Annotated in this window: 22 protein-coding genes; 19 read left to right on the top strand and 3 right to left on the bottom strand. The window is 42.8% G+C overall.

Annotated features, from left to right (window positions below):
- The first annotated feature begins 77 nt into the window (after window positions 1–77).
- Window positions 78–317: a hypothetical protein gene (locus AC59JO_RS26755; RefSeq protein ID WP_413670876.1), complete on the top strand. Its 240-nt coding sequence runs from the start codon at window positions 78–80 to the stop codon at window positions 315–317.
- Here the strand turns inward: AC59JO_RS26755 and AC59JO_RS26750 are convergent.
- On the bottom strand, window positions 301–672 hold the full coding sequence (locus tag AC59JO_RS26750) for a barstar family protein (protein ID WP_413670877.1): 372 nt from the start codon (window positions 670–672) through the stop codon (window positions 301–303). The genes AC59JO_RS26755 and AC59JO_RS26750 overlap by 17 nt on opposite strands.
- A 115-nt stretch (window positions 673–787) precedes the next feature.
- Here AC59JO_RS26750 and AC59JO_RS26745 point away from each other — a divergent pair, with 115 nt between their 5' ends.
- The 3 genes from AC59JO_RS26745 (at window position 788) to radA (ending at window position 5,535) form a co-directional block, all read left to right on the top strand.
- Entirely contained in the window at window positions 788–1,813 is a 1,026-nt protein-coding gene (locus tag AC59JO_RS26745) for a hypothetical protein (protein WP_497309307.1), read from the top strand.
- Window positions 1,776–4,037, top strand: a complete 2,262-nt coding sequence (locus AC59JO_RS26740) for a hypothetical protein (protein ID WP_413670879.1) — start codon at window positions 1,776–1,778, stop codon at window positions 4,035–4,037. Before AC59JO_RS26745 ends, AC59JO_RS26740 begins: the two co-directional genes overlap by 38 nt.
- Window positions 4,038–4,116: 79 nt before the next feature.
- Window positions 4,117–5,535: a DNA repair protein RadA gene (gene radA, locus AC59JO_RS26735; RefSeq protein WP_413670880.1), complete on the top strand. Its 1,419-nt coding sequence runs from the start codon at window positions 4,117–4,119 to the stop codon at window positions 5,533–5,535.
- A gap of 221 nt (window positions 5,536–5,756) precedes the next feature.
- Here the strand turns inward: radA and AC59JO_RS26730 are convergent, their stop codons facing one another.
- Window positions 5,757–6,068, bottom strand: a complete 312-nt coding sequence (locus AC59JO_RS26730) for a hypothetical protein (RefSeq protein WP_413670881.1) — start codon at window positions 6,066–6,068, stop codon at window positions 5,757–5,759.
- 98 nt (window positions 6,069–6,166) lie between these two features.
- On the opposite strand from AC59JO_RS26730, the gene AC59JO_RS26725 reads away from it, so the two are divergent.
- The 14 genes from AC59JO_RS26725 (at window position 6,167) to AC59JO_RS26660 (ending at window position 19,760) form a co-directional block, all read left to right on the top strand.
- The gene (locus AC59JO_RS26725) at window positions 6,167–6,460 is read left to right on the top strand and encodes a nucleotidyltransferase family protein (RefSeq protein ID WP_497309304.1); all 294 of its coding nucleotides are present in this window, start codon (window positions 6,167–6,169) and stop codon (window positions 6,458–6,460) included.
- Window positions 6,450–6,797, top strand: coding sequence for a HepT-like ribonuclease domain-containing protein (locus AC59JO_RS26720; protein WP_497309302.1), 348 nt, complete (start codon window positions 6,450–6,452; stop codon window positions 6,795–6,797). Before AC59JO_RS26725 ends, AC59JO_RS26720 begins: the two co-directional genes overlap by 11 nt.
- A 61-nt stretch (window positions 6,798–6,858) precedes the next feature.
- On the top strand, window positions 6,859–8,733 hold the full coding sequence (locus AC59JO_RS26715; RefSeq protein ID WP_497309300.1) for a M61 family metallopeptidase: 1,875 nt from the start codon (window positions 6,859–6,861) through the stop codon (window positions 8,731–8,733).
- 2 nt (window positions 8,734–8,735) lie between these two features.
- Window positions 8,736–10,043 (top strand): M28 family metallopeptidase, encoded by a 1,308-nt coding sequence (locus AC59JO_RS26710; protein WP_497309298.1) that lies wholly within the window; start codon window positions 8,736–8,738, stop codon window positions 10,041–10,043.
- Between the two features lie 115 nt (window positions 10,044–10,158).
- Window positions 10,159–10,692: an AAA family ATPase gene (locus AC59JO_RS26705; RefSeq protein WP_497309296.1), complete on the top strand. Its 534-nt coding sequence runs from the start codon at window positions 10,159–10,161 to the stop codon at window positions 10,690–10,692.
- Between the two features lie 467 nt (window positions 10,693–11,159).
- Entirely contained in the window at window positions 11,160–11,738 is a 579-nt protein-coding gene (locus AC59JO_RS26700) for an RNA polymerase sigma factor (RefSeq protein WP_497309294.1), read from the top strand.
- Window positions 11,735–12,310: a hypothetical protein gene (locus AC59JO_RS26695; RefSeq protein ID WP_413670888.1), complete on the top strand. Its 576-nt coding sequence runs from the start codon at window positions 11,735–11,737 to the stop codon at window positions 12,308–12,310. Before AC59JO_RS26700 ends, AC59JO_RS26695 begins: the two co-directional genes overlap by 4 nt.
- Window positions 12,291–13,751 (top strand): DUF4097 family beta strand repeat-containing protein, encoded by a 1,461-nt coding sequence (locus tag AC59JO_RS26690; protein WP_497309292.1) that lies wholly within the window; start codon window positions 12,291–12,293, stop codon window positions 13,749–13,751. Before AC59JO_RS26695 ends, AC59JO_RS26690 begins: the two co-directional genes overlap by 20 nt.
- A gap of 118 nt (window positions 13,752–13,869) precedes the next feature.
- Window positions 13,870–14,802, top strand: coding sequence for a helix-turn-helix domain-containing protein (locus tag AC59JO_RS26685; RefSeq protein ID WP_497309290.1), 933 nt, complete (start codon window positions 13,870–13,872; stop codon window positions 14,800–14,802).
- A gap of 895 nt (window positions 14,803–15,697) precedes the next feature.
- The gene (locus tag AC59JO_RS26680; protein ID WP_413670891.1) at window positions 15,698–16,438 is read left to right on the top strand and encodes an SDR family oxidoreductase; all 741 of its coding nucleotides are present in this window, start codon (window positions 15,698–15,700) and stop codon (window positions 16,436–16,438) included.
- Between the two features lie 131 nt (window positions 16,439–16,569).
- Window positions 16,570–17,322 carry an SDR family oxidoreductase gene (locus AC59JO_RS26675; RefSeq protein ID WP_091220004.1) on the top strand — a complete coding sequence of 251 codons (753 nt, stop codon included), beginning with the start codon at window positions 16,570–16,572 and terminating at the stop codon, window positions 17,320–17,322.
- Between the two features lie 109 nt (window positions 17,323–17,431).
- Window positions 17,432–17,860, top strand: coding sequence for a hypothetical protein (locus AC59JO_RS26670; protein WP_413670893.1), 429 nt, complete (start codon window positions 17,432–17,434; stop codon window positions 17,858–17,860).
- Between the two features lie 388 nt (window positions 17,861–18,248).
- On the top strand, window positions 18,249–18,821 hold the full coding sequence (locus tag AC59JO_RS26665) for a Crp/Fnr family transcriptional regulator (RefSeq protein ID WP_413670894.1): 573 nt from the start codon (window positions 18,249–18,251) through the stop codon (window positions 18,819–18,821).
- Window positions 18,822–18,902: 81 nt separating this feature from the next.
- The gene (locus AC59JO_RS26660) at window positions 18,903–19,760 is read left to right on the top strand and encodes an NAD(P)-dependent oxidoreductase (protein WP_497309287.1); all 858 of its coding nucleotides are present in this window, start codon (window positions 18,903–18,905) and stop codon (window positions 19,758–19,760) included.
- A 114-nt stretch (window positions 19,761–19,874) separates the two neighbouring features.
- Here AC59JO_RS26660 and AC59JO_RS26655 read toward each other — a convergent pair whose 3' ends face one another.
- Window positions 19,875–21,278, bottom strand: coding sequence for an MBL fold metallo-hydrolase RNA specificity domain-containing protein (locus AC59JO_RS26655; protein WP_497309285.1), 1,404 nt, complete (start codon window positions 21,276–21,278; stop codon window positions 19,875–19,877).
- Window positions 21,279–21,434: 156 nt separating this feature from the next.
- Between AC59JO_RS26655 and AC59JO_RS26650 the strand changes: the two genes are divergently transcribed.
- A complete protein-coding gene (locus AC59JO_RS26650; protein WP_090534685.1) occupies window positions 21,435–21,806 on the top strand; it encodes a BlaI/MecI/CopY family transcriptional regulator in 372 nt (123 codons plus the stop codon).
- The last annotated feature ends 1 nt before the right edge of the window (window position 21,807 follow it).

Raw genomic sequence — 21,807 nt, 5'->3', positions numbered from 1 at the left:
ATGTCAGCTGTTCCTGATCGAAATTTGGCGAGATGCTATATATACATATCACAATGTTTAGTAATTATTTTTGAGATATGGAGATAGTGGATAAAATAAAAGAAATTTTCGAGCCAACTTTCGAAGTTTTGAAGGTAACGAGATCAGGCCCGGATAGCTTAAATGCAGAAGCCTATATTACGATAGATGCAAAGCATGAAGGAAAATCACATAAACGAGTTTTTAGGGAGGCTGAACTTGTACAATTAAACGCAGAAGCTAAGTTAACTGAAACCATAAGAGCGCTTTGCGCCGTGATGCTCACATCAGAAGATTAATCTCTAAAAACGGTCTTAATTTCTCGGGAAAAACCACCTTGAAATAATGCTCCTCATTATTACACCAATCTCCGGTCGCCTCAAAAAGTACATTTAGATAAACCTTTATTTTATCATCAGCAAGAAGTGGCAGCTCATGATGAACCAACGCGATTCCTTTTTTCGTCATCCAATGAAAATCACGCAAACAATCATACAGCGCGTCCCAATTGTTCCCAAAGTAGTTCGGAAATTCAAGCACCTCACTTAGTTTTTTTAATAGCTCGTCTTCTCCTCTAACTTCTGGAAGATGAGCGATAAATTCATTTTCATCAAAATACTTACCGGGCTCCTCTAAAAAAACAACGTTTCTCAAAAGCATCTTTATTAAATTACGCAAGGATATCCCTTTATCCCAAATCTATTCTCCCCAAACAATATATCAAAAATTCCCTTACTTTACCATCGTTAAATAACCTGGCGCATTACTTATGCTCAAATATTTCCGGTGGTTTATTATAGTTATCGTATTGCTTCCAACAGCTTCCTGCCGAAAACCCGGCAATGCTTCAACCGCTTTTTACTACTGGAAAACGGGTTTCAGCCTTAACGGGCAACAGGCAGCTTTGCTGAAGCAAACCGGCAACAACATTTACATCCGTTTTTTTGATGTAAGTTGGAACGATAGGGAGCAACACTCATACCCCAATGCTGTTGTACAATTTAATGAGACCCCCAAAGGTTTATACATCACGCCGGTTATCTACATCGTCAATAAAACTTTTGAAAACACTGCCGATACTGCAGTAGCCTCGCTCGCGGCGCATTGTAATAAGTTAATTAATGAACTGGCCGGGGAAAAGAAGATCAATTATACCAAAGTACAAATTGACTGCGATTGGTCATTAAATACACGGTTTAAATACTTTAGTTTTCTTGAGGCTTTTAAAAAGCTGAACCAAAAACAACTGGAAGCTACCATCCGTTTGCATCAGGTTAAATTTAAAGACCGTACAGGTGTACCTCCTGTCGACCGTGGTGTGCTGATGTTTTACAATATGGGTAAACTTAACGCCGGTTTGCATCAGCCTAATTCAATTTATAACGAAGAAGATGCCGCCAGGTATGTGGATTATCTAAACACATATCCCTTAAAACTGGATATCGCCTTGCCCTTGTTCTCGTGGGCCATCCATGTAAGAGATGGTCGGGTGATACAGGTTTATGGAAAAATCGGAAGACAGCAACTTACAGATCACTCTCATTTTGAAAAGATTGAAGGGCAGGCAAACTACCGCGCTATAACAAGCTTTTTTATGGAAGGAATTTATGTAAAACAAAATGATATTTTTAAGCTTGAAGAAACGGATATTAACACAATAAATACTGCCGCGGAGCAATTAAATAAAAACCTGCCTCATCAGCAAAACAAAACCATCATTTACTATGAACTGGCCAATATCGATTCGTCAAAGTTTAATGCAGAAGCGCTTAGGCAGGTTTCTGCTGATCTTTAGTTTTTGTACGCTGACTGCCGCCGGGCTGATCTGGGCTTGTGCCGATTCTGACGATTCGGACTATTCTGTTTTTGCGCCTGAGTATTTCGTTAACAAACAGTACTCGCCATTCTTTTATTCCAGCTATGAGATTTACTATCGCCAGGGCTATGCCGAAAGTAGTAACACTTGGTATAATGACATTATAGTTAATGAGTGGGATGCGCATTTTAATCATCAGTTTTCTACTGCATCGCTAAAGTTTTTATTGCTGAAAGCAACACCCGGCCAGGTAGATTCGGTATACCGGAAATTTACCGGCACTTTAAAAACTTTACCTGCAAAATATCCCGCAATAAGCACAGGTACGGTTTCGCATAAGATGCTGGCTGCATTTTATACTTATCTAAAGCTGGCTAAAAGCTGCGAATCCTACACCGTGAACAATGAAGACTATGTTTGGGAAAAAGTGACACCCAATCACGCACCTGCCAATCTGGAGAAAACACTGACCAATGCTTATAATACAGAAACTGATCCGTTTATTAAGGAACGGCTGTGGTTTCAAATGGTGCGCTATTATTACTTCGCGAATAACAGCGCCGCCAATGCCAAAACGGTAAAGCTATTTGAGCAGTTCAGCACGCATTTTCCTAAAAACCTTACTTATTATCGTACTATGGGTTATGTGGCCGGTTACTATTATCAGCAAAAAAACTACGCGCTATCTAACTACCTGTACAGCCTTTGTTATGATTATACTTATAAACTGAAGATCCCGAGCTTCTGGAGTTTTCATCCTCAAAACGAAACGGACTGGCAGGCAACATTAAAACTGGCAAAAACGCCCGAAGAGAAAATTACATTATGGCATCTGCTGGGTGCACAATATGATGAAGGACGGGCTATTAAGGAAATAGTGGCTATTAATCCCAAATCCGAAAAAGTTGACCTGCTTCTCAGTCGCCTTATCAATATCCGCGAAGCAGGAACTGTATCAATAGAAACGCCTCCGGTTGATTCGGCCCGAAAATCAGGAATAAACAACAGGCGCCTTGTTGAAACCATCGCACTGAAAAATAATACAGCCAAACCATACTATTGGAACCTTGCCGCCGGTTACCTCAACTTTTTGGATAGCAACTACACCGCGGCCGGAAGGTATTATGCAACAGCAAAAAATCAATTTCCTGCCGGCGACAAAATGATTGTTGCGCAAGCCAAATTGCTGGATATGATGCTTTATATCAAAAACCTTAAAAAAATGGATGCCAACGCCGAGGCTAAATTAATTGAGCCGCTTAACTGGCTTGCCAACCTGCGCGATAATAAGCTTAAAATAAAAGATCTGCGGTTTAGCAACGCCATATCCGTTTGTAACCTGTCTATTTCCCGCCTTTATAAAAAACAGGGTAACGCTATCAGGGAGGTATGTTTTAACAATAACGCACAGGATTTTTACGCCGATAGCGCGAGAGTGCAGCACATGATAGATTTGTTAAATAAACCAGATAAAACTGCCTTTGAGTTGGCTATGCTGCGTTACTACCCAATAACGCTGAATAATTTATATTATCATCAGGCTATTGCCTTAGCTTATCAGCAAAAATTACCGGAAGCTATTGCACAGCTTAAAAAAATGAAGCCGGAAGATTTTGTGCTTGCAGGCAACCCATTTGCAGGCAGGTTAGTTGACTGTCATGATTGTGACCATGCAGCTATGAAGATGAAAAAGTTTACACCGCTGAACTTTTTAGAAACGCTGTATAACATGGATGCTAATATCAAAATCAGGAAAGACATTTATCGGAATGCTTTTTCGCTTGCCAATGCATATTATAACATCACTTATTACGGTAACGCAAGGCTGTTTTATGAGGCCGACGTGGTTGCTTCTGGTGCCACCAGTCGTTATTATTATGAAGGAGAAGAAAGGATGGATGAAAAGTTAACCTCCATGCGTACAGCAATCAGGTATTATGAACTGGCAAGGAAAAGCGCCGCGAACGATGAACAGCGCGCCCTTTGCACATTTATGCTCGGCAAATGCGCGCTCAATGAAATTTACAATGATCCAAACTTTAAAAATGCTGATAAGTTTGCTGAGATAAAAGCAAGTAAGTCGGTTATTGATACCTATTACAATTATTTTGCTGAACTAAAAGAAAAGTATAACAAAACGGCTTACTACAAAGAAGCACTGAAGGAGTGCGGATATTTTAGGGATTATGCAAATAAGAAGTAGCTATGTTTTGCTAAATTAATTAGTAAAAATCAAAATAATCTGCATATTTGCACATCTATAATCCGCACATCTGTAAATAATGGCCAAATCCAAGATCGCGTACTTTTGTCAAAGCTGTGGCTTTGAATCGCCCAAGTGGCTGGGTAAATGCCCGTCATGCCAGCAATGGAACACTTTTGTTGAAGAGGTGATTGAAAAAGGCAATGCATCAGTACCCGCCTGGAAACCGGCATCAACCAGTCAGCAGCGGGCCAATAAGCCCGTTCCGGTAACAGAGATCACATATACCGAAGAACACCGCGTACCTACTCCCGATAAAGAGTTTAACCGCGTATTGGGTGGCGGCATTGTCCCAGGCTCATTGGTGCTTATTGGCGGTGAGCCGGGCATCGGCAAATCAACCCTGATGCTGCAGTTGGCCCTGAATATGCCTAATCAAAAGGTACTGTATGTATCGGGCGAGGAAAGTGAACGGCAGATCAAGATGCGGGCCGAAAGGTTAGCCCCCCAACCCCCTAAAGGGGGAGCCATTGGCGAGGGGGCATATATACTGACGGAAACATCAACCCAAAACATTTTTAAGCAGATAGAAGCGCTGGAGCCGGATATGGTGGTGATCGATTCTATCCAAACCCTGCATTCGGCACATATCGAATCAACACCAGGTAGTGTATCGCAGGTGAGGGAATGTACTGCCGAGCTGCTCCGTTTTGCTAAGGAAACATCAACGCCAGTATTTTTGATTGGTCATATCACCAAAGACGGTATGATAGCCGGCCCTAAAATCCTGGAGCATATGGTTGATACCGTATTGCAGTTTGAGGGCGACAGGCACCACGTCTATCGCATACTGCGTACTATAAAGAACCGTTTCGGCTCGGCATCTGAGCTGGGTATTTACGAAATGATGGGCGAGGGGTTAAGGGAGGTATCCAATCCGTCGGAAATCCTGCTTTCTCACAGGGAAGCCCCTTTAAGCGGCATCACTATTTCGGCTACTTTAGAGGGTATGCGGCCCATGCTGATTGAAACCCAGGCATTGGTTAGTGCATCGGCCTATGGCACTCCGCAACGTACCGCCACCGGTTTTGATACCAAGCGTATGAGCATGTTGCTGGCCGTGCTGGAGAAACGCTGCGGGTTTAGGCTGGGTGCGAAGGATGTGTTTTTAAATATTACGGGCGGTATCAGGGTTGAAGACCCTGCGATTGACCTGGGTTTGGCGGCGGCCATTATCTCATCGCACGAGGATATGCCTATCCCGTTCAAAACCTGTTTTGCCGGAGAACTTGGTCTTTCGGGCGAGATCAGGGCAGTGAACCGGGTAGAGCAGCGCATTGCCGAGGCGCAGAAACTTGGCTTTAATCAGATCTTTATTTCCAAATATAATCTTCCGGCCAGTGGCCAGGATAAAAAACGAATGGATCTGTCACGATATGATATCGACATTAAAATCGTGAGCAGTATTGAAGAAGTGTTTGGATTGTTGTTCGGATAAGCGGTAAGCTTAAAACAGAATGCTCAAAGTGAAAAGCGATTTTTACTTCTTGTCATTTCGAACGAACCCGCGAAGGGGTTCGGGCGGATGTGAGGAGAAATCTTCTGCGCCATAAAAGTCGCACTGTAAAGCTCGCTGTTTATGGCGTATAAGATTTCTCTTTCGCCCCGACGCTCATAGCCGCCCCGTACTCTATCGAAATAACATTTTATTTAATTTTCCTAAAACTTCAGGTTTAATTTAAGCCAGCTCTGAACATCTTCCTGGCTGGTGATTTCGGCCGGAAGTTTATCGTGGATCAATTTCTCCATTTTATTGCCTGTATTGGCAAAACGGTAATCCCATAATATCATAAGCTTATTGATCAGGTATACCATTTCGTTCCCTTCATTCTTATTGAATGTGGTATGATCGGGCCTGCCATTTACACGCGGATCATTTGGGATGTAAGCAGTCCATTTATAATCGGTGTAGTGCAGGTTTCTTCTTGAAAAAAGGATCATAAGCCAGCGGATTTCTTTAAATGTACGCATAATTAAATGAACGGGGCTGGAATGGGGATTTTAAATAGGACGGCAATGGAGCTTTAAGGAGATAGTTTTAATAATTGATTCGTTATATTTGTATTGCGATGCAGCTATCAACTAAGGACATACAGATACTACAGGATTACTTTTCGGGGCAGCCCGTAATAAGGGCCTATTTATTTGGTTCGTATTCCCGCAATAAAGCTGATGATAAAAGTGACGTAGATATTTTGGTTGACCTTGACTATTCAAAGCATATAGGCTTAGGGTTCGTTTCAATGCAGGACGATATCCAACAAAAGCTGCATAAAAAAGTAGATCTTATTTCGTCAAAAGCTGTTTCCAAACATATTTCTCCGTTTATCGAGAAAGACAAGATCCTGATTTATGAGAGGTAAAATGGGCGATAGCCAACGCCTTCTGCATATTTTGGAAGCAATTGACGAAATTCATTCCTACACGCTAAATACCGACCTAACAACATTTCTTTCAAATTCAATGATGCGATTTGCTTGCGTTAAGCAGATTGAAATCATTGGCGAGGCTGCTAACTACATCACTCCCGAAACAAAAGCGCTGTTCACTGATATGGAATGGAAACAGATCATCGGAATGCGGCACATTCTCGTTCATGAGTATTTCGGCGTCGATTTTGCTCTTATCTGGCAGGTAATCATCGGTGATCTTCCTGTTTTGAAGCAGAAAACTTTGGCCGTATTAAATGTCATCAGCTAATAATATTCATTTAAATTTTTTGCCGATTTAATAGTAATTTCAGCGCAGATAATTTAAGTTGATGAAAAAATTACTACTCTTTACCGTCGCTTCGGTATTTGCGTGCAATGTTATGGCACAGCAGGAGCCGCAAAAAGCTATTTACTATTCCATATCATTTCCAAACGCAGCCCATCACGAGGCCGAAATCAGCATGACTATTCCGCAGGCGCCATCCGGCAATTTCAGGGTACGGATGAGCCGGTCATCTGCCGGCCGTTATGCCACGCATGAGTTTGGAAAAAACATTTACAATGTTAAAGCTACTGATGTCGATGGCAAAGATCTGCCGTTAACGCAAATTGAGGGTGATGTTTACGAGGTAGGAGAACACCCCGCTACTGTGAAAGTAAGCTATACCCTTTTTGGCAACTGGACAGATGGTACTTATACCTCCATCGATCCAAGTCACGCTCACCTCAATATGCCTGCCACTTTTATGTGGGTAGTAGGGCAGGACAAAAGGCCGCTTACCTTTGAATTTAATGACCTTGATAAATATGGTTGGAAGGTAGCTTCACAGCTTAAGCATGAAGGCTCAAGTGTATACAGTGCGCCAAATATGCAATACATGATGGATAGCCCAACCGAGCTATCTAATTACAATGTTAGCAGCTGGGATGTGATAAATACCGATGGCAAGAAAGAGAAAATAAACCTTACGATGCACTCGGATGATAGCCAGGCTGTAATTGATAACTTCGGTAAGATGATTCAAAAACTGGTACTGGAAGAAAAAGCTGTATTTGGCGAACTGCCAACCTATGATTTTGGCGAATACACTTTTGTGAGCGACGTAAACACTGCGGTATCCGGCGACGGTATGGAGCATCGTAACTCAACTTGCATAACAATTCCCGCACCAAAGGTTGAAGGCTTTGAAAATAACCTTATGGGCGTTTATGCACACGAATATTTCCATAGCTGGAATGTAAAACGTATCCGCCCAAAATCATTGGAGCCATTTAATTTCGAACACGCCAATATGAGCAGCGAACTTTGGTTTGCCGAAGGTTTTACTCAATATTACGGCGAACTGCTGCTTGCAAGAGCAGGTTTTGTTACACTTGATGATTATACTAAAACCATTGCCGGTTTGGTTAACCAAATTTTAAATACGCCGGCTGCTGCCAAATATTCGGCTGCGCAAATGAGCCGTTACTCGGTTTTTGCCGATGCCGGTGTATCTATCGATCCTAACAATAACGTTAACGATTTTACCAGTTATTATACTTATGGCGGTGCTATTGCATTAGCGCTTGATCTTCGCCTGCGCAGCGATTTTAACATGACGCTTGACGACTATATGCGTACTGTTTGGCTTACCCGTGGTAAAGTGATGAAACCGTATACTATTCCTGATTTGCAAAGCGATTTGGGCAAAGTAACCAATAATCCCAAATTCGCGGCCGATTTCTTTAAGCGTTACATTACCGGAATCGATAAAAATAACTATGAAGAGCTGCTGGCAAAGGCAGGTTTAGTATTGCGCAAAGTGCAGCCAGGCAAAGGTTGGGCTGGTCCGCTGGCTGTAACCCCTGGTCGCGGTCGCGCGGGGCAGGTGCGTGCTGCTGATGCAGAAGGCTTGCCAATACTTTCGAGCACAACCATAGGCACCCCGGTTTATAAAGCGGGCCTTGATGCCGGTGATGTTATTTTGAAAGTTGACGGAAAAGATGTGAAAGATCAAAAAGGCTTCAGCGATATTATTGCTGATAAAAAGCCGGGCGATAAAGTTACCGTAAACTATAAAAATCGTACAGGTGCCCACGAAACCACGATTACGCTTGAGGAAAACCCCAACTTTGAGGTTGTAACCTTTGAAAAGGCTGGCAAACAATTAAGTAAAGATCAGGAAGCTTTCCGTAACAACTGGCTGCAGTCAAAAGTCAAATAACTATGAAAAAGATATCAATAGTAACGGCAGCATTATTAAGTATTTCGGCTTATGGTTTTGCGCAGGACGTAAATAAATTGATCAGTAAAGATGATGTAACCATGATCATCAAAACCTTGTCGGCCGATGATATGCAGGGCAGGGCAACTTTTACTCCGGGTATTGAAAAGGCGGCAACGTTTATTGAAAGCGAATATAAAAAGGCCGGCCTCAAGCCCATGGCAGGTAATATAGGTTACCGTCAAAATTTTACGATGGTACGCTCAACACCGGTTAGTTTAACTGCAAGCATCAATGGTAAGGTTATAGCAGCCGACAGTGCGTTTGCCAGCAGTACAGATTCATTTAAATGGGCCAGTGATAAAGATGTACAGGTAGTTACTGTTGGGCCTGATAAAAACTTCAGGACAGAGTACCGTGCAGCTTCGCAAAGTGGCAAGAAAACACTTTTGCTTATCGATCCTAAGTTTAAAGAGTTGTTTGGCCGCATTAAGACATATTTAGGGGCCGGCAGCACAAACTTTAAAGGCAAGGTAAAGCAGCCTATGGTATTTGTGTTAGGGAAGTTTGATAATGCGACTTCGTTTGATGTTAACTGCGACATAAAAAACGAGGAATTGCCGTTGTTTAACGTTGCCGGTATCATTCCAGGTAAAACCAAGCCCGATGAATACGTTATATTTTCGGGTCACTATGATCACCTGGGGATTATCAAACCTGATAAACCCGGCGTAACTGATAGCGTTGCCAATGGCGCGGATGACGATGCCTCGGGCACAACCGCTGTATTAAGTCTGGCTAAATACTACAAAAAGCTGAACAACAATGCCCGTACGCTCATCTTTGTAGCCTTTACTGCCGAAGAGATCGGCGAATACGGTTCGCAATATTTTGCTAAGCAGGTAGATGCAGATAAAGTAGTTGCCATGTTCAATATTGAGATGATAGGCAAGGCTTCAAAATTCGGCACCAACTCTGCGTTTATTACCGGGTTTGAAAGATCAGATTTCGGCAAGATATTACAGAAGAACCTGGAAGGTACAGCCTTTAAATTTTATCCGGACCCATATCCGGATCAAGACCTGTTTTACAGAAGTGACAATGCATCCCTGGCCGAAGTTGGCGTACCTGCTCACACCATTTCAACCGATCAAATTGATATCGACAAACTATACCACACCGTTGGCGATGAATTTGGCACGCTTGATGTAAATAACATCACTTCAACAATTCGCGCTATAGCACTTAGTTCGCGCACTATAGTTTCGGGCAAGGATACACCAACAAGGGTTCCGAAGAAAACTGAATAAGTGATTAGAGGTTAGTGATTGGAGATTAGTTTTCCTGGTAATGCTGCTATCTAAAAAAAGCTTTTACACAAATCCCCTCCGATGAGGGGATTTTTATTTAATGTAAATTCGCGCTATGAACAAAATACTCAAAATAGCAGTTGTAGGCCCCGAATCGACAGGTAAGTCAACCATGTCAGAATATTTGGCGGCTCATTATAATACAATAGCCGTACCTGAGTATTCGCGCGAATATTGCGCAAACCTCACAGGCGAATGCACCTGGCAGGATGAGGTAAACATGTTTCACGGTCAGTTGGCGCTCGAAAAAAAACTGCTGCCGCAGGCCAATGGTATCCTGATCTGCGATACCACTTTTTTAACAGTAAAGATCTGGAGCGAGGAAATGTTTGGCAGTGCTCCGCAAGAAGTGATTGACGAGTTGCCGAAACATCCTTACGATTTTTATTTGCTCTTAGATATTGATTTGCCCTGGCAGGATGATCCCTTGCGCAACTTCCCCACCAAACGGGAGTATTTTATGAATGTTTGGCATCGGGAGCTTGAGGCGCTTAAGGCTAATTATAAAGTGATATCCGGACTGAATGAACGACGATACGATAACGCAGTCGAAGCAGTCGATGGCTTTTTAAAAACTATTTCAAAGTAAAAAACGTCATTGCTGAGTATCCATCAGAGAAACCCCGGAAAAAATCGTGACGAGATGTGAAATATAATTTAGCGATGTTGTGCGGGGGGCTGCGTTAGGGATTGCAGTGAAAAGCCCACAGCGTGTATTGGGATTGCGGGCAGGCAAGGCGAGGACTTGCAACGGAAAGCCCGGGCCGCAGGCAACGCCCACGTTGTAAATCGATCAAAAAAATACATCTAATAATCAATAACTTACGATCATGTCGTTATAAAGCACGAAGCAATAACCGATTTTACAGAGTGAATTTGCATGGCTACTCTGTTTAATGGGGACTGCTTCGTGCAATGACGTTCTTTATTAAGAATTTTTAGGTGATATGCTTACGTGATCTCCTGCTAACTTAAAATTCTCAAAAAAATTATCAGTAATTAAAAAAATATTTTTCACATACGTGCAACGTTGCAAAATGCCTTGCGTCTATTATCATGAAGCCGGTCACGAATTTGGAAGCAATATATATTGATAAACATTACAACCTGGTAGTTGAGTGCAAGCAGGGAAGCAAAAAAGCCTGCTATGAGCTTTACCGTCTGTATTCGAAAGCTATGCTGAACGTGGCCTTTAGGATAGTGGGCGATATTGCCGAAGCTGAAGATGTGTTGCAGGAAGCTTTTGTGGATGCCTTTGCCAAGCTGAAGGATTTTAGGCAGGATACCACATTTGGCCTCTGGCTTAAGCAAATTGTTGTGAACCGATCAATTAACCTGCTGCGCAAACGCAAGCTTGAATTGGTAGAGTTGGAAGACGGTCACCTGGAAAATATTGCCGACGAAGAAAATTGGGACGACGAGGACATACAATACCAGGTTGCCAGGGTAAAAGAAGGCATGAACATGCTGCCCGATGGGTATCGTGTTGTAATTTCATTATATCTGCTTGAAGGATATGATCACGAAGAAATAGGACAAATATTGAATATATCAGAAAACACATCAAGAACCCAGTTTTTGAGAGCTAAAAGGAAGTTAATTGAAATTTTAAACAGGAAAGGACAAGTATCATGAGCAAGCGATTTGAAGATTTCATGTACGACAACAACGAAGAATTTAACGAGATAGAACCATCGGCAGATTTGTGGGGCAAAATTGAGGCACAGCTCAATTTTTTGGACGAGGAAGATCAGCAGCCCAAAAAACGCGAAGCAAAGACTTTTTCGCTGGGCTTCGTGCTAAAGGTAGCCGCTTCAGTGATCATTGTCATGGGCATAGGCTTCGGTATATATATACAAAGCCAGAAAGGCGCAAAAAGCGTTGACTTTGCTGCCATTAACCCCGAGTATGCACAACAGCGGGTACATTATGCGTCGCTTGTTGAAACCAAGCTTACCGAACTTAAATCAGCATCTAAAAACGATCCTCAGCTATTCAAGGAGTTCAGCGCCGAGATAGCCAAGATGGATTCCACCTATAAAAAACTAAACAATGATTTAGCCACCAGCCCTAACCAGGAACGTGTTTTACGTGCAATGATCCGGAACCTGCAAATACAAACCGAGGTGCTAAACCAGCAATTAAATGTAATTGAACAGTTTAACCAGATGAAAAAGGAACAAAACAATGAAACTAAAAATATTTAGTCCGGCCCTGCTTACACTTATCGGCTTGTTAACCATAAGTACAGCAAACTTTGCACAGGTGAGCCCAGCAGTACCACCAGCGCCGGCCCTGCCCAAACCGCCTCCTACACCGCCCCCTGCTGCTGAATTGAATGGAGATGATTGGACTTCGGCTACCAACAGCAAGGAGTATCAGCAAAAAATGAAGGAGCTGAACGCTAAAATGCGCGAGCTGCAAAAGGAAATGAGCAATTTGCGTGTACAGCAGCAAAAGCAAATACACCTTAAGCTGCAAAATATGCTGAAACTGAACAAACAGCTTGCTTTCAAATTTAAAGACAGCATGAAGTTCAAAAGCTTCGACTCGTTAAAATTTAAAATGAAGTTTAAGGATTTTGACAGCATGAAGTTTGCAGACAAGTTTGAGAAACTAAGTCCCAATATCAACTTCGGCTTTAAAAACTTCGACCAAAACTTCAGCTATAGCTATGATGGTGATGAAAGCTATGAAAAACAGGTACAGAACGGCGACATAGTTGAGAGAACCAAAAGCTACAGTAAAAGCTACAATGTTGATGGCAATGATGTAATTAATATCGACAACAAGTTTGGCAAGATTACGGTAATTACCTGGGCTAAAAGCGAAGTTAAGGTCGACGTGCAGATCAAGGTAGGGGCCAATGATGAAGATAAGGCTCAGAAACTGCTGGATAACGTAACTATCAGAGACAGTAAGGATGGTTCGGGGGTATCGTTCAAAACTTCTATAAGTCAAAATGATGATGATAATGGTAGTTGGGGCAACTTGTTCGGCAAGAAAAACTCTGTTCGCAAAATGGAGATCAATTACACTGTTTACATGCCGGCTAAAAACCCGCTTACCATAACCAACAAATATGGCAGTACCGAATTGCCCGATTTGAGCGGTAAACTCAATATCAACAATTCATACGGAAGTTTAAATGCAAAAGCGTTGAGCAACCCGGCCTGCCAGATCAGGGTTAGATATGGCAGTGCGACTATCGGCACCCTTACAGGCAGCGACCTGGATGTAGCCTACGGCAGCCTTAACCTTGGCGATTGCGATAAGCTTAATGCAGATGTAAGCTACGGCTCGGCAAAAATTGGCCGCATTACTACTTCGGGCAATATTAATGTGAAATTTAGTGGTGCGCTGAATATTGGCGAAGTTGATAAAAATGTAAAAAGCCTTTCGGTTAATTCATCATACTCAAGTGTAAAGTTAGGTGTAAGCGATGGTCAGAATGCCGATTTCGACATCACAGTACACTATGGCAGCTTTAATTATGGGGGCCATGATGTTAACATCACCAGTAAAACCCCTGCCGACGGTGAACGTGGTTTTAACCCAACAAAAACCTATAAAGGTCATTTAGGCAAAGGTGGCAGCGATAAAACCATTACCATCAGCACCAGTTATGGTAGTGTAAGCTTTGATTAAAAAGTAATAGACATAAATCCACGACGGCGTATCAGTGACGATACGCCGTTTTTTATTGATTAGCCTGCGTCTTGTAAATCTCCCGTATCCCTCATAGCTTTGGAGTAAATACCTCACCATGCACCAGGATAATGAAAAGCAGATCTTTAATACTCTTTATGATCAATACAAGCACCTGGGCTTGCCGCTTGAGCTGATAAAGCATACCGATTTTACGGTTTTTAACCTGAAAGACATCAACCAGCCTGTGCCGTTTAAATCGCCATTGAGCCGGCTTAATTTTTTTGTTTTTGCCTTTATTAAAGATGGGAGCGGCGATTATACCATTGATGAACAAAATCATAAGTTGCAGCCCCGTGCCATTTACTTCACCAATCCGGGGCATTTTCGTTCGTTTAACTGGGAGCGCATTGGCGATGTATACCTGTTTACGCTCAGCGAATCGTTTTTGAAAGAAAACGTGCATGCCAATATTTTTGATGAATTTCCCTTTTTGCTGGCCGAAACATTTCCGGCCCGTGTACTTACTCCCGAAGTTTTTGAGGAGTTTGATATTTTATATCACCAGATCCTGAAAGAGTATAATTCAGATAGTCCATACCGTTACCGGATCATTGGTAACCTGTTTGTGGTGGTGCTGTTAAAATTCAAAGAATATTTCTGGAAGGATTATAATCCGATATATGAAGGTAACCGGAGCTCGGAAATTGTAAAGAACTTTAAACGCCTGCTCGAAAAACATTACCGCGACCTGAGTAGCGGCATTGCAGAACAGGCTTTCAGGGTGCAGGATTACGCCGATGCGCAAAGTCTTCATCCCAATTACCTGAGTAATGTTATCAAAATAAAAACCGGCAAAACCATCAGCACCTGGATAGCCGAAAAAACCATATCCGAAGCCAAGGCACTTTTACAAAACTCTAAGCTATCCATTAAGGAAATCGCTTTCCGTTTGGGCTTTTCTGAAGCAACTCATTTCAGTAATTATTTTAAAAAGCATACCGATACTTCGCCTGTATTGTTCAGGAAAGAGCATGCGAGGGTAGTGTAGCCAATATCAACGCCATAAAGAAGGAACAACAAGCGTCATTGCGAGGGACGAAGCAATCCCAAATTGTACAGAGAGCCCTGCTTAGCCGCTTTGCTAATCGGGGATGCTTCGTTCCTCGCAATGACGGGAGTAGAAAGAGTACTTTACTTAATCTTCCTTCTTGCCCCATCAGGGTCTCTCGCAGATTTAAGTTAACCCACAAAATTGCTTTGCCGTTTAATCAACCAGGCGTTTTGTTTTGCCCCTCTGGGCAATGTCATTAAGTTAAGAAAATCCCCCAGAGGGGGAACAGGTTTGTAGCACATAATATACCGAAAATAACCGTGCCAGAGGTACGGAACATCGGAGTTGTGTACCTCTGGCACACAAAAAATCCAATTCATTTCTATTTCTACCAACCTTTTGCACCTCTGGTGCAGCCTCTAAAACTCTTAACTTAATCACATTGCCCTCTGGGGCAAAGGGTATTTCTATACTTTTTATGCTACAAATCTTTTGCACCTCTTGTGCAACTGTCCTTAAGCATCTCAATTAATACCTCACTATGTTGTAAAACCTTGCCGGCCCTGGAGGGGCCACGTGTTTATAGCCTTAAAAGAGGATATTTTGGGGCTCCGTAGGTGCCTCCTATTGAAATTTTAGGTTAGTGAATTTCGTTGATTAACTTAAACTCGCAGAGGGCTCTGATGGCTACGCCATGCATTCGGTGAGTTGCAGGTCCCTCTGCGAGTCTAAATTAATCCATAAACTACACCTTCGCCCAATTGCAAAATCCCCAATCTTAGATATTCGTAAGTAATGCTTTGATATGTGTATCATTCAGGGGCCTTGCTCTTGCCACCTTCGTATTGTCAATCAACGACAACAAAACATAAACAATATAACAAAGGAAACCATGAACACATTAGCATCAAAAGTAGTATTAGTAACCGGCGCTTCAAGAGGTATCGGTGCAGCAGTAGCTCACAAATTAGCAGCCGAAGGCGCTAAAGTAATTATCAACTACGCAGGCGGTAAAGAAGCTGCCGACCAAACAGTAAATTCCATCAAACAACAAGGCGGCGATGCCATTGCCCTACAGGCCGACGTAAGCAAGGCCGGTGAAGTGGCAGCGATGTTTGATGCAGCCATTGCCCATTACGGCAAAATAGATGTACTGGTAAACAACGCCGGCATCATGATCACCAAATTAATAAAAGACACTACCGACGAGGATTTTACCCGCCAGTTTGATATCAACGTTCGAGGAACATTTAACACCATGCGTGAAGCCGCAACTAAGCTGGCCAATGGTGGTAGCATCATCAATTTTTCGTCAACTACTACCCGCGTTATGATGCCAACTTACGCTACCTATGTAGCAACCAAAGGCGCGGTTGAACAATTAACCCGGGTATTTGCCAAAGAAGTTGGCGCAAGAGGCATTAATGTAAATACAGTATCTCCCGGCCCAACAAATACCGAACTGTTTACCCAAGGCAAACCACAGGAGCTCATTGATCGCCTGGCATCATTATCGGCCTTTAACCGCATCGGCGAACCCGAGGATATTGCCAAAATAGTAACCTTCCTGGCCAGCGACGACGCCAAATGGATCTCGGCACAGAATATTGGGGCTAATGGTGCAATGGCGTAAGGCCCCCTAACCCCCTGAAGGGGGAATGAAAGCGGCAAGACTTCAAGAATCGAGAAATAAGACAAGAATAATCAAAGAATCATTAACGGAATCGGTGAAATCAGCTTCATCGGTGAAATCAAAAAAAAATCATGAACTCATTAAATAATAAAGTAGCAGTAATAACCGGCTCAGCCCGTGGTTTAGGTAAAGCAATAGCAGAACGTTATGCAGCATTGGGTGCTAACATCGTAATCAATTACTCACGCGATAAAGCATCTGCCGATGAAGTGGTAAGCAACATCAAGGCGATGGGTGCAAATGTAATAGCTGTACAGGCCGATGTAAGTAAAGTGGCCGATATTGAAAGGCTGTTTAAAGAAGCAAAAGATGCCTTCGGGAAAATTGATATTGTGGTAGCCAATGCAGGTATCGAATTGGTTGAAACCCCGGTAACTGATTTTACTGAAGAGCAGTTCGACCGTGTGTTCGGTATCAATACTAAAGGTACTTATTTTACCATGCAGCAAGCTGCTAAGCATGTAGAAGATAATGGCCGGATCATCTATATTGCATCAAGCACCACCTCGTTCCCGGTACCCGGAATGGCAGTGTATGGCGGCAGCAAAACCACTCCGCGCTACCTGGTTGATATTCTTTCAAAGGAGATTGGTCACCGTGGTGTAACAGTTAACTCCATCATACCATTTGCTGTTGATCATTCGGGTATCTTTGCCGAAGCTGATAGCTACCCCGCATTAAGGAAACAATTGCTTGACAGTTGTCCGATGGGCCGCCTGGCCGAAGTTGAAGATGTGGCCAATGTGGCCGAGTTCTTCGCCAGCGATCTTTCATCATTCGTAAATGGTCAGCATCTGCTGGTAAACGGCGGCGCAACAAATTAATTATCAGTTTAGTAACATAGGGTAACAGGTGGTAGTCTTAGCTATAACCTGTTGCCTGTATTTAACAGGTTTTAAAATAGTACTATTTGGTTTATACATCTACCATACCATGAAAACGCTTAATCATTATATTATATACGGTACATTAATTACTTCATCAGTAAATGCCCAGGCAGCAAAAACACCTGCTTCAACAATACAAAATATCAATACCATGAATACCGAGAAGCTAAATAACCCGGTAGTAAAACAAGCCATTGATGCCCTGCAAAGTGGGGATAAACGAGCCTGGTTTGCTTTGTTCACCGCTGATGCCGGGCTTTTTGATGACGGCAACGAAATGAACTTTAAAAGCTTTTTCGAAAAAGCTTTAGGGCATGAGCGTTTTACCAGTATCGACAAGGTGGAACAAAATGGCCTGCACCTCTACGGCAAATTTCACAGCGACCAGTGGGGTGATTTTAAGACTTATTTTAAGTTTACGATTGGCATTGATGATAAGATCAGCAAACTGGAAATAGGGCAGGCGAGTTATTAAAACTTAAAATCGTCCGGCTCTCTTCATCACGTCATTGCGAGGAACGAGGCAATCCCAAACTATACAGATAGGCTCTGTAAATCGGCGATTGCTTCGTGTTTTATAACGATGTAGTTGTAAGTTATTGATTATTAATTTTTTTTAAAATCGATTTTATAACATGGGCGTTGCCTGCGGCCCGGGCTTTCCGTTACAAGTCCTCGCCTTTCCTGCCCTCATTCCCTACACACGCTGCGGGCTTTACACTGCAATCTAACGCGGCCTCCGCACAACATCCCTAAAATATATTTTGTAAGTCATCACGATTTTTTTTCAGGATTTCCCTGATGGTTACTCGCAATGACGTTTTTATGGCAATTTTGAATTCTCTTTACCTGATATTTGTACTATGCAACAGCAACTTATTGCCCGCTTACAGCAGTTAAAGCCTATCCCGGTTGATGATCAGGAGCTTATTGTAAAAGCCTTTGAGCCCATGAAATTTAAAGAAGGGGATACGCTTTTGCAGCTTGGGCATGTAGCGCGGCAGTTGTTTTTTGTAACCAATGGGGTGCTCCGCATTATGGCGCGAAACGATAAGGGGAATGAGGTTACTTATTTCTTTTTAAAAGAAAACCAATTTTGCACTATCCTATACAGCTTCAATAACAATCTGATTGCCGATGAAAGCATTCAGGCCGCTTGCGATACGGAATTACTGGCCATTAGTAAAAACAATTTGCTGGCTTTGTATGATAAGCTACCTTACCTTAAGGAAATGATCGATCAGATTTCGCAGAATACGCTTTTAGAAAAAATAAAAACCCGGAACACCTATCTTGGTTATGACTCATCAGAAAGGTACCGCTTATTTTTGGAACGACAGCCTGAAGTGGCCAGGAGGGTACCGCTTGCCGATATTGCATCTTATTTGGGTGTAACGCCCCAATCCTTGAGCAGGATCCGTAAAAATATCCGTTAATTATGTTCTTGACATTTGTTGGATGAACGCGCGGAGTAGACATCAATAAAATCTATATAAAACAAAAACAAAATAGCTACTATGAATACAGTAAAAATAGGATGGATAGGACTGGGCAAAATGGGTGTTCCCATGTCGCTGCAGTTGATCAAAGCAGGGTATCCACTAAATGTTTATAACCGCAGTAAGGATAAAGAAGAAGGATTTAAATCACAGGGAATCGGTACTGCCGCATCTCCGGCTTTACTATTAAATAACGTCGACGTTGTTTTTGTGATGGTATCAGATGACAAGGCCATCAACGATATTTTTAATGGAGATGAAGGTTTGCTGACTGCAAAAGCGAGCGGTAAGATCATCGTTAATATGAGCACCGTATCGCCTGCCATTAGTAAGGAGATGGCAGATGCATGTAAAGCTCAGGGTAACTATTACCTGGATGCCCCGGTATCCGGCAGTGTAAAGCAGGCTGAAGATGCCATGCTGGTGATCATGGTTGGAGGTGAAGCCGGTGCATTTGAACGGGCAAAACCAATCCTCGAAAAAATGGGTAAACTGGTGATGCTTGTAGGAGACACAGGTTCGGGCAATGTGGCCAAGCTGGCCATTAATACCCTGCTTGGTATTGTTGCACAGGGATTTGCCGAAACGGTAACGCTGGCACAGCAAAACGGGATTAATGCAGAAGCACTTACTACGCTGATCAGCAATAGTGCATTAGGAAGCCCGTTCATCAAAATTAAAGGTGATGCCATTGTTAACAATAACTATAACGCAGCTTTTGCATTAAAACATATCGCCAAAGATCTGCGCCTGGCCAAAGATCTGGGTTTAGCTACGCCGCTGGGTGAAACCGCCTATCAAACTTACCAGGATGCGGAAGCCGCTTTTGGAGAAGAGGATATTATTGCGGTAATTAAGCAGGTAGGGAAGGTGTAATAAGCAGACGGTGTCTGCGATCGTCATTGCGAGGTACGAAGCAATCGCGAACTATGCAGGGCGGACCTGCTAATAAGGGATTGCTTCGTACCTCGCAATGATGGTTTGTTAGTTTTACTCCAAAACTAACTTCTGATGCTGATAAGGAATTTCAATATGTTTGAAACCATGTTCCTTTAGTTTCCCGGCAAAATGTTGTTGCACATCGTACTCGCCGTGAACCAGAAATACGGTTCTTACCAGTGCGGGATCCTGACAGGCCAGAAAATGGAGCAGGTCATCATAATCGCCATGGGCACTCATTGATTTGATGGAGCGTACCTCGGCCTTAACCTCATACATTTCGCCAAAAATATGTACTTCATGGTCGCCTCTTGATAACCGGCCGCCTAATGAATTGGGCTCTGCATAGCCAACCATTAAAATGGTATTCTTCTGACTGTTGATGTTGTTTTTGATGTGGTGTTTCACTCTCCCTGCTTCGGCCATGCCCGATGAGGAAATGATTACGCATGGTCGCGGGTCATCATTCAGGGCCTTTGATTCCTCCACGCTTTCAATAAACCGCAAACCCTTAAATCCAAAAGGGTTGGCGTCGGTTTTTAAAACCTCCTGTACATTTTTATTATAAACCTCCGGATGGTTCATCAATATTTGTGTCGCCTTTTCTGATAATGGACTATCTACGTAATAAGGAACATCCGGCAGAATCCCTCGCAGCTCCAAACTATTTAAGGCATAGAGCAGTTCCTGCGTACGGCCAACGCTGAATGCCGGGATAATTACTTTGCCTTTTTTTACCTCACAGGTTTGTTTGATGATCTCCAATAATGACTCTTCAATTGGTCCAAGCTCTTTATGCAACGAATCGCCATAAGTTGATTCGAGCAGGATGTAATCGGCCTGTTCAAAAGTTTGCGGACTTTTCAGCAGCAGATCGCCGTAACGGCCAACGTCGCCGCTAAAAGTGATGTGCGTATCCTTGCCATTTTCGGTAACGGTAAGGTGTACCGCCGCGCTGCCCAAAATGTGCCCGGCATCGGTAAAGTTGAATTTTATTTCAGGAGTAATTGCAAATTCCTCGCCGTATTCAACAATTTTAAACAGGCGCAGGGCTTCCATTACATCATCTTCTGTATATAGGGGGGTAAGCAGGGGCAGGCCTTTACGGGTGCGATGCTTATTACTATACTCTGTATCCTGCACCTGGATTTTTGCCGAATCGAGCAGGAGGATCCGTGCAAGATCCATGGTGGCCGAGGTGCAATAGATATTCCCGTCGAAACCTTCGGCTACCAATCGCGGTATTAAACCGCAATGATCAATATGAGCGTGCGAAAGGATCATGTGCGTAACTGCTTTGGGATTAAAGCCGAAATGTTCGTTCATTTCTTCAGTTTGTTCGCCCAGGCCCTGAAACATGCCGCAATCTAATAATATGTTGGTGCCGTCGTTGAGGCGAAGTAAATGTTTGCTGCCGGTTACATTACGGGCAGCACCATGGAAGGTTATGTTCATTTATAATCTGGTATGAAGTATCACAACGAATATGACGATTTAAAGTTTAAGAAAGTGATAACTAAAAATTTAGTTGCAAATTAAAAATACATCTCTTACCTTAGTTAAACCAATTGAAGATATTAATACACGAGGTATTAATTTAAAAGTACGCACATGGAAATTAAAGAGTTAACCCGCGCCGAGGAGCAGATTATGCAAGTGCTCTGGCAATTAAAAAAAGGGTATGTTAAAGACGTTATCGAGCAGTTACCTGAGCCCAAGCCCGCTTATAATACCGTATCAACAATTATCCGGATCCTGGAAACAAAAGGTTTTGTTGGGCATGAAGCGTTTGGCAAAAGCCATGAATATCACCCGGTTATCAGCAAGGAGCAATATCAGAACTTTGCTGCCGATAAACTGCTGAGCGGTTATTTTGACAACTCTGTTAACCGCATGCTTTCATTTTTTGTAAAGAAAGAAAAGATCGACCTGAAGGAGGCCGATGAGATCATGAAACTGATTGAGAAACTAAAAGAAAAATAGT

It is taken from the genome of Mucilaginibacter sp. A5337, assembly GCF_059690695.1.
The sequence above is the reverse complement of the archived record's forward strand: the minus strand, read 5'-3'. Positions and strand labels throughout refer to the sequence as shown.

Bases quoted from the DNA above. Each gene is read 5' to 3' on its own strand.
- AC59JO_RS26740 (WP_413670879.1), top strand. From the start codon at position 1,776: ATGCAGAAGCGCTTAGGCAGGTTTCTGCTGATCTTTAGTTTTTGTACG.
- AC59JO_RS26705 (WP_497309296.1), top strand. From the start codon at position 10,159: ATGAACAAAATACTCAAAATAGCAGTTGTAGGCCCCGAATCGACAGGT.
- AC59JO_RS26720 (WP_497309302.1), top strand. From the start codon at position 6,450: ATGAGAGGTAAAATGGGCGATAGCCAACGCCTTCTGCATATTTTGGAA.
- AC59JO_RS26695 (WP_413670888.1), top strand. From the start codon at position 11,735: ATGAGCAAGCGATTTGAAGATTTCATGTACGACAACAACGAAGAATTT.
- AC59JO_RS26690 (WP_497309292.1), top strand. From the start codon at position 12,291: ATGAAACTAAAAATATTTAGTCCGGCCCTGCTTACACTTATCGGCTTG.
- AC59JO_RS26665 (WP_413670894.1), top strand. From the start codon at position 18,249: ATGCAACAGCAACTTATTGCCCGCTTACAGCAGTTAAAGCCTATCCCG.
- AC59JO_RS26675 (WP_091220004.1), top strand. From the start codon at position 16,570: ATGAACTCATTAAATAATAAAGTAGCAGTAATAACCGGCTCAGCCCGT.
- AC59JO_RS26655 (WP_497309285.1), bottom strand. From the start codon at position 21,278: ATGAACATAACCTTCCATGGTGCTGCCCGTAATGTAACCGGCAGCAAA.
- AC59JO_RS26680 (WP_413670891.1), top strand. From the start codon at position 15,698: ATGAACACATTAGCATCAAAAGTAGTATTAGTAACCGGCGCTTCAAGA.
- AC59JO_RS26670 (WP_413670893.1), top strand. From the start codon at position 17,432: ATGAAAACGCTTAATCATTATATTATATACGGTACATTAATTACTTCA.
- AC59JO_RS26660 (WP_497309287.1), top strand. From the start codon at position 18,903: ATGAATACAGTAAAAATAGGATGGATAGGACTGGGCAAAATGGGTGTT.
- AC59JO_RS26685 (WP_497309290.1), top strand. From the start codon at position 13,870: ATGCACCAGGATAATGAAAAGCAGATCTTTAATACTCTTTATGATCAA.
- AC59JO_RS26755 (WP_413670876.1), top strand. From the start codon at position 78: ATGGAGATAGTGGATAAAATAAAAGAAATTTTCGAGCCAACTTTCGAA.
- AC59JO_RS26710 (WP_497309298.1), top strand. From the start codon at position 8,736: ATGAAAAAGATATCAATAGTAACGGCAGCATTATTAAGTATTTCGGCT.
- radA (WP_413670880.1), top strand. From the start codon at position 4,117: ATGGCCAAATCCAAGATCGCGTACTTTTGTCAAAGCTGTGGCTTTGAA.
- AC59JO_RS26650 (WP_090534685.1), top strand. From the start codon at position 21,435: ATGGAAATTAAAGAGTTAACCCGCGCCGAGGAGCAGATTATGCAAGTG.
- AC59JO_RS26745 (WP_497309307.1), top strand. From the start codon at position 788: ATGCTCAAATATTTCCGGTGGTTTATTATAGTTATCGTATTGCTTCCA.
- AC59JO_RS26730 (WP_413670881.1), bottom strand. From the start codon at position 6,068: ATGCGTACATTTAAAGAAATCCGCTGGCTTATGATCCTTTTTTCAAGA.
- AC59JO_RS26725 (WP_497309304.1), top strand. From the start codon at position 6,167: ATGCAGCTATCAACTAAGGACATACAGATACTACAGGATTACTTTTCG.
- AC59JO_RS26715 (WP_497309300.1), top strand. From the start codon at position 6,859: ATGAAAAAATTACTACTCTTTACCGTCGCTTCGGTATTTGCGTGCAAT.
- AC59JO_RS26700 (WP_497309294.1), top strand. From the start codon at position 11,160: ATGAAGCCGGTCACGAATTTGGAAGCAATATATATTGATAAACATTAC.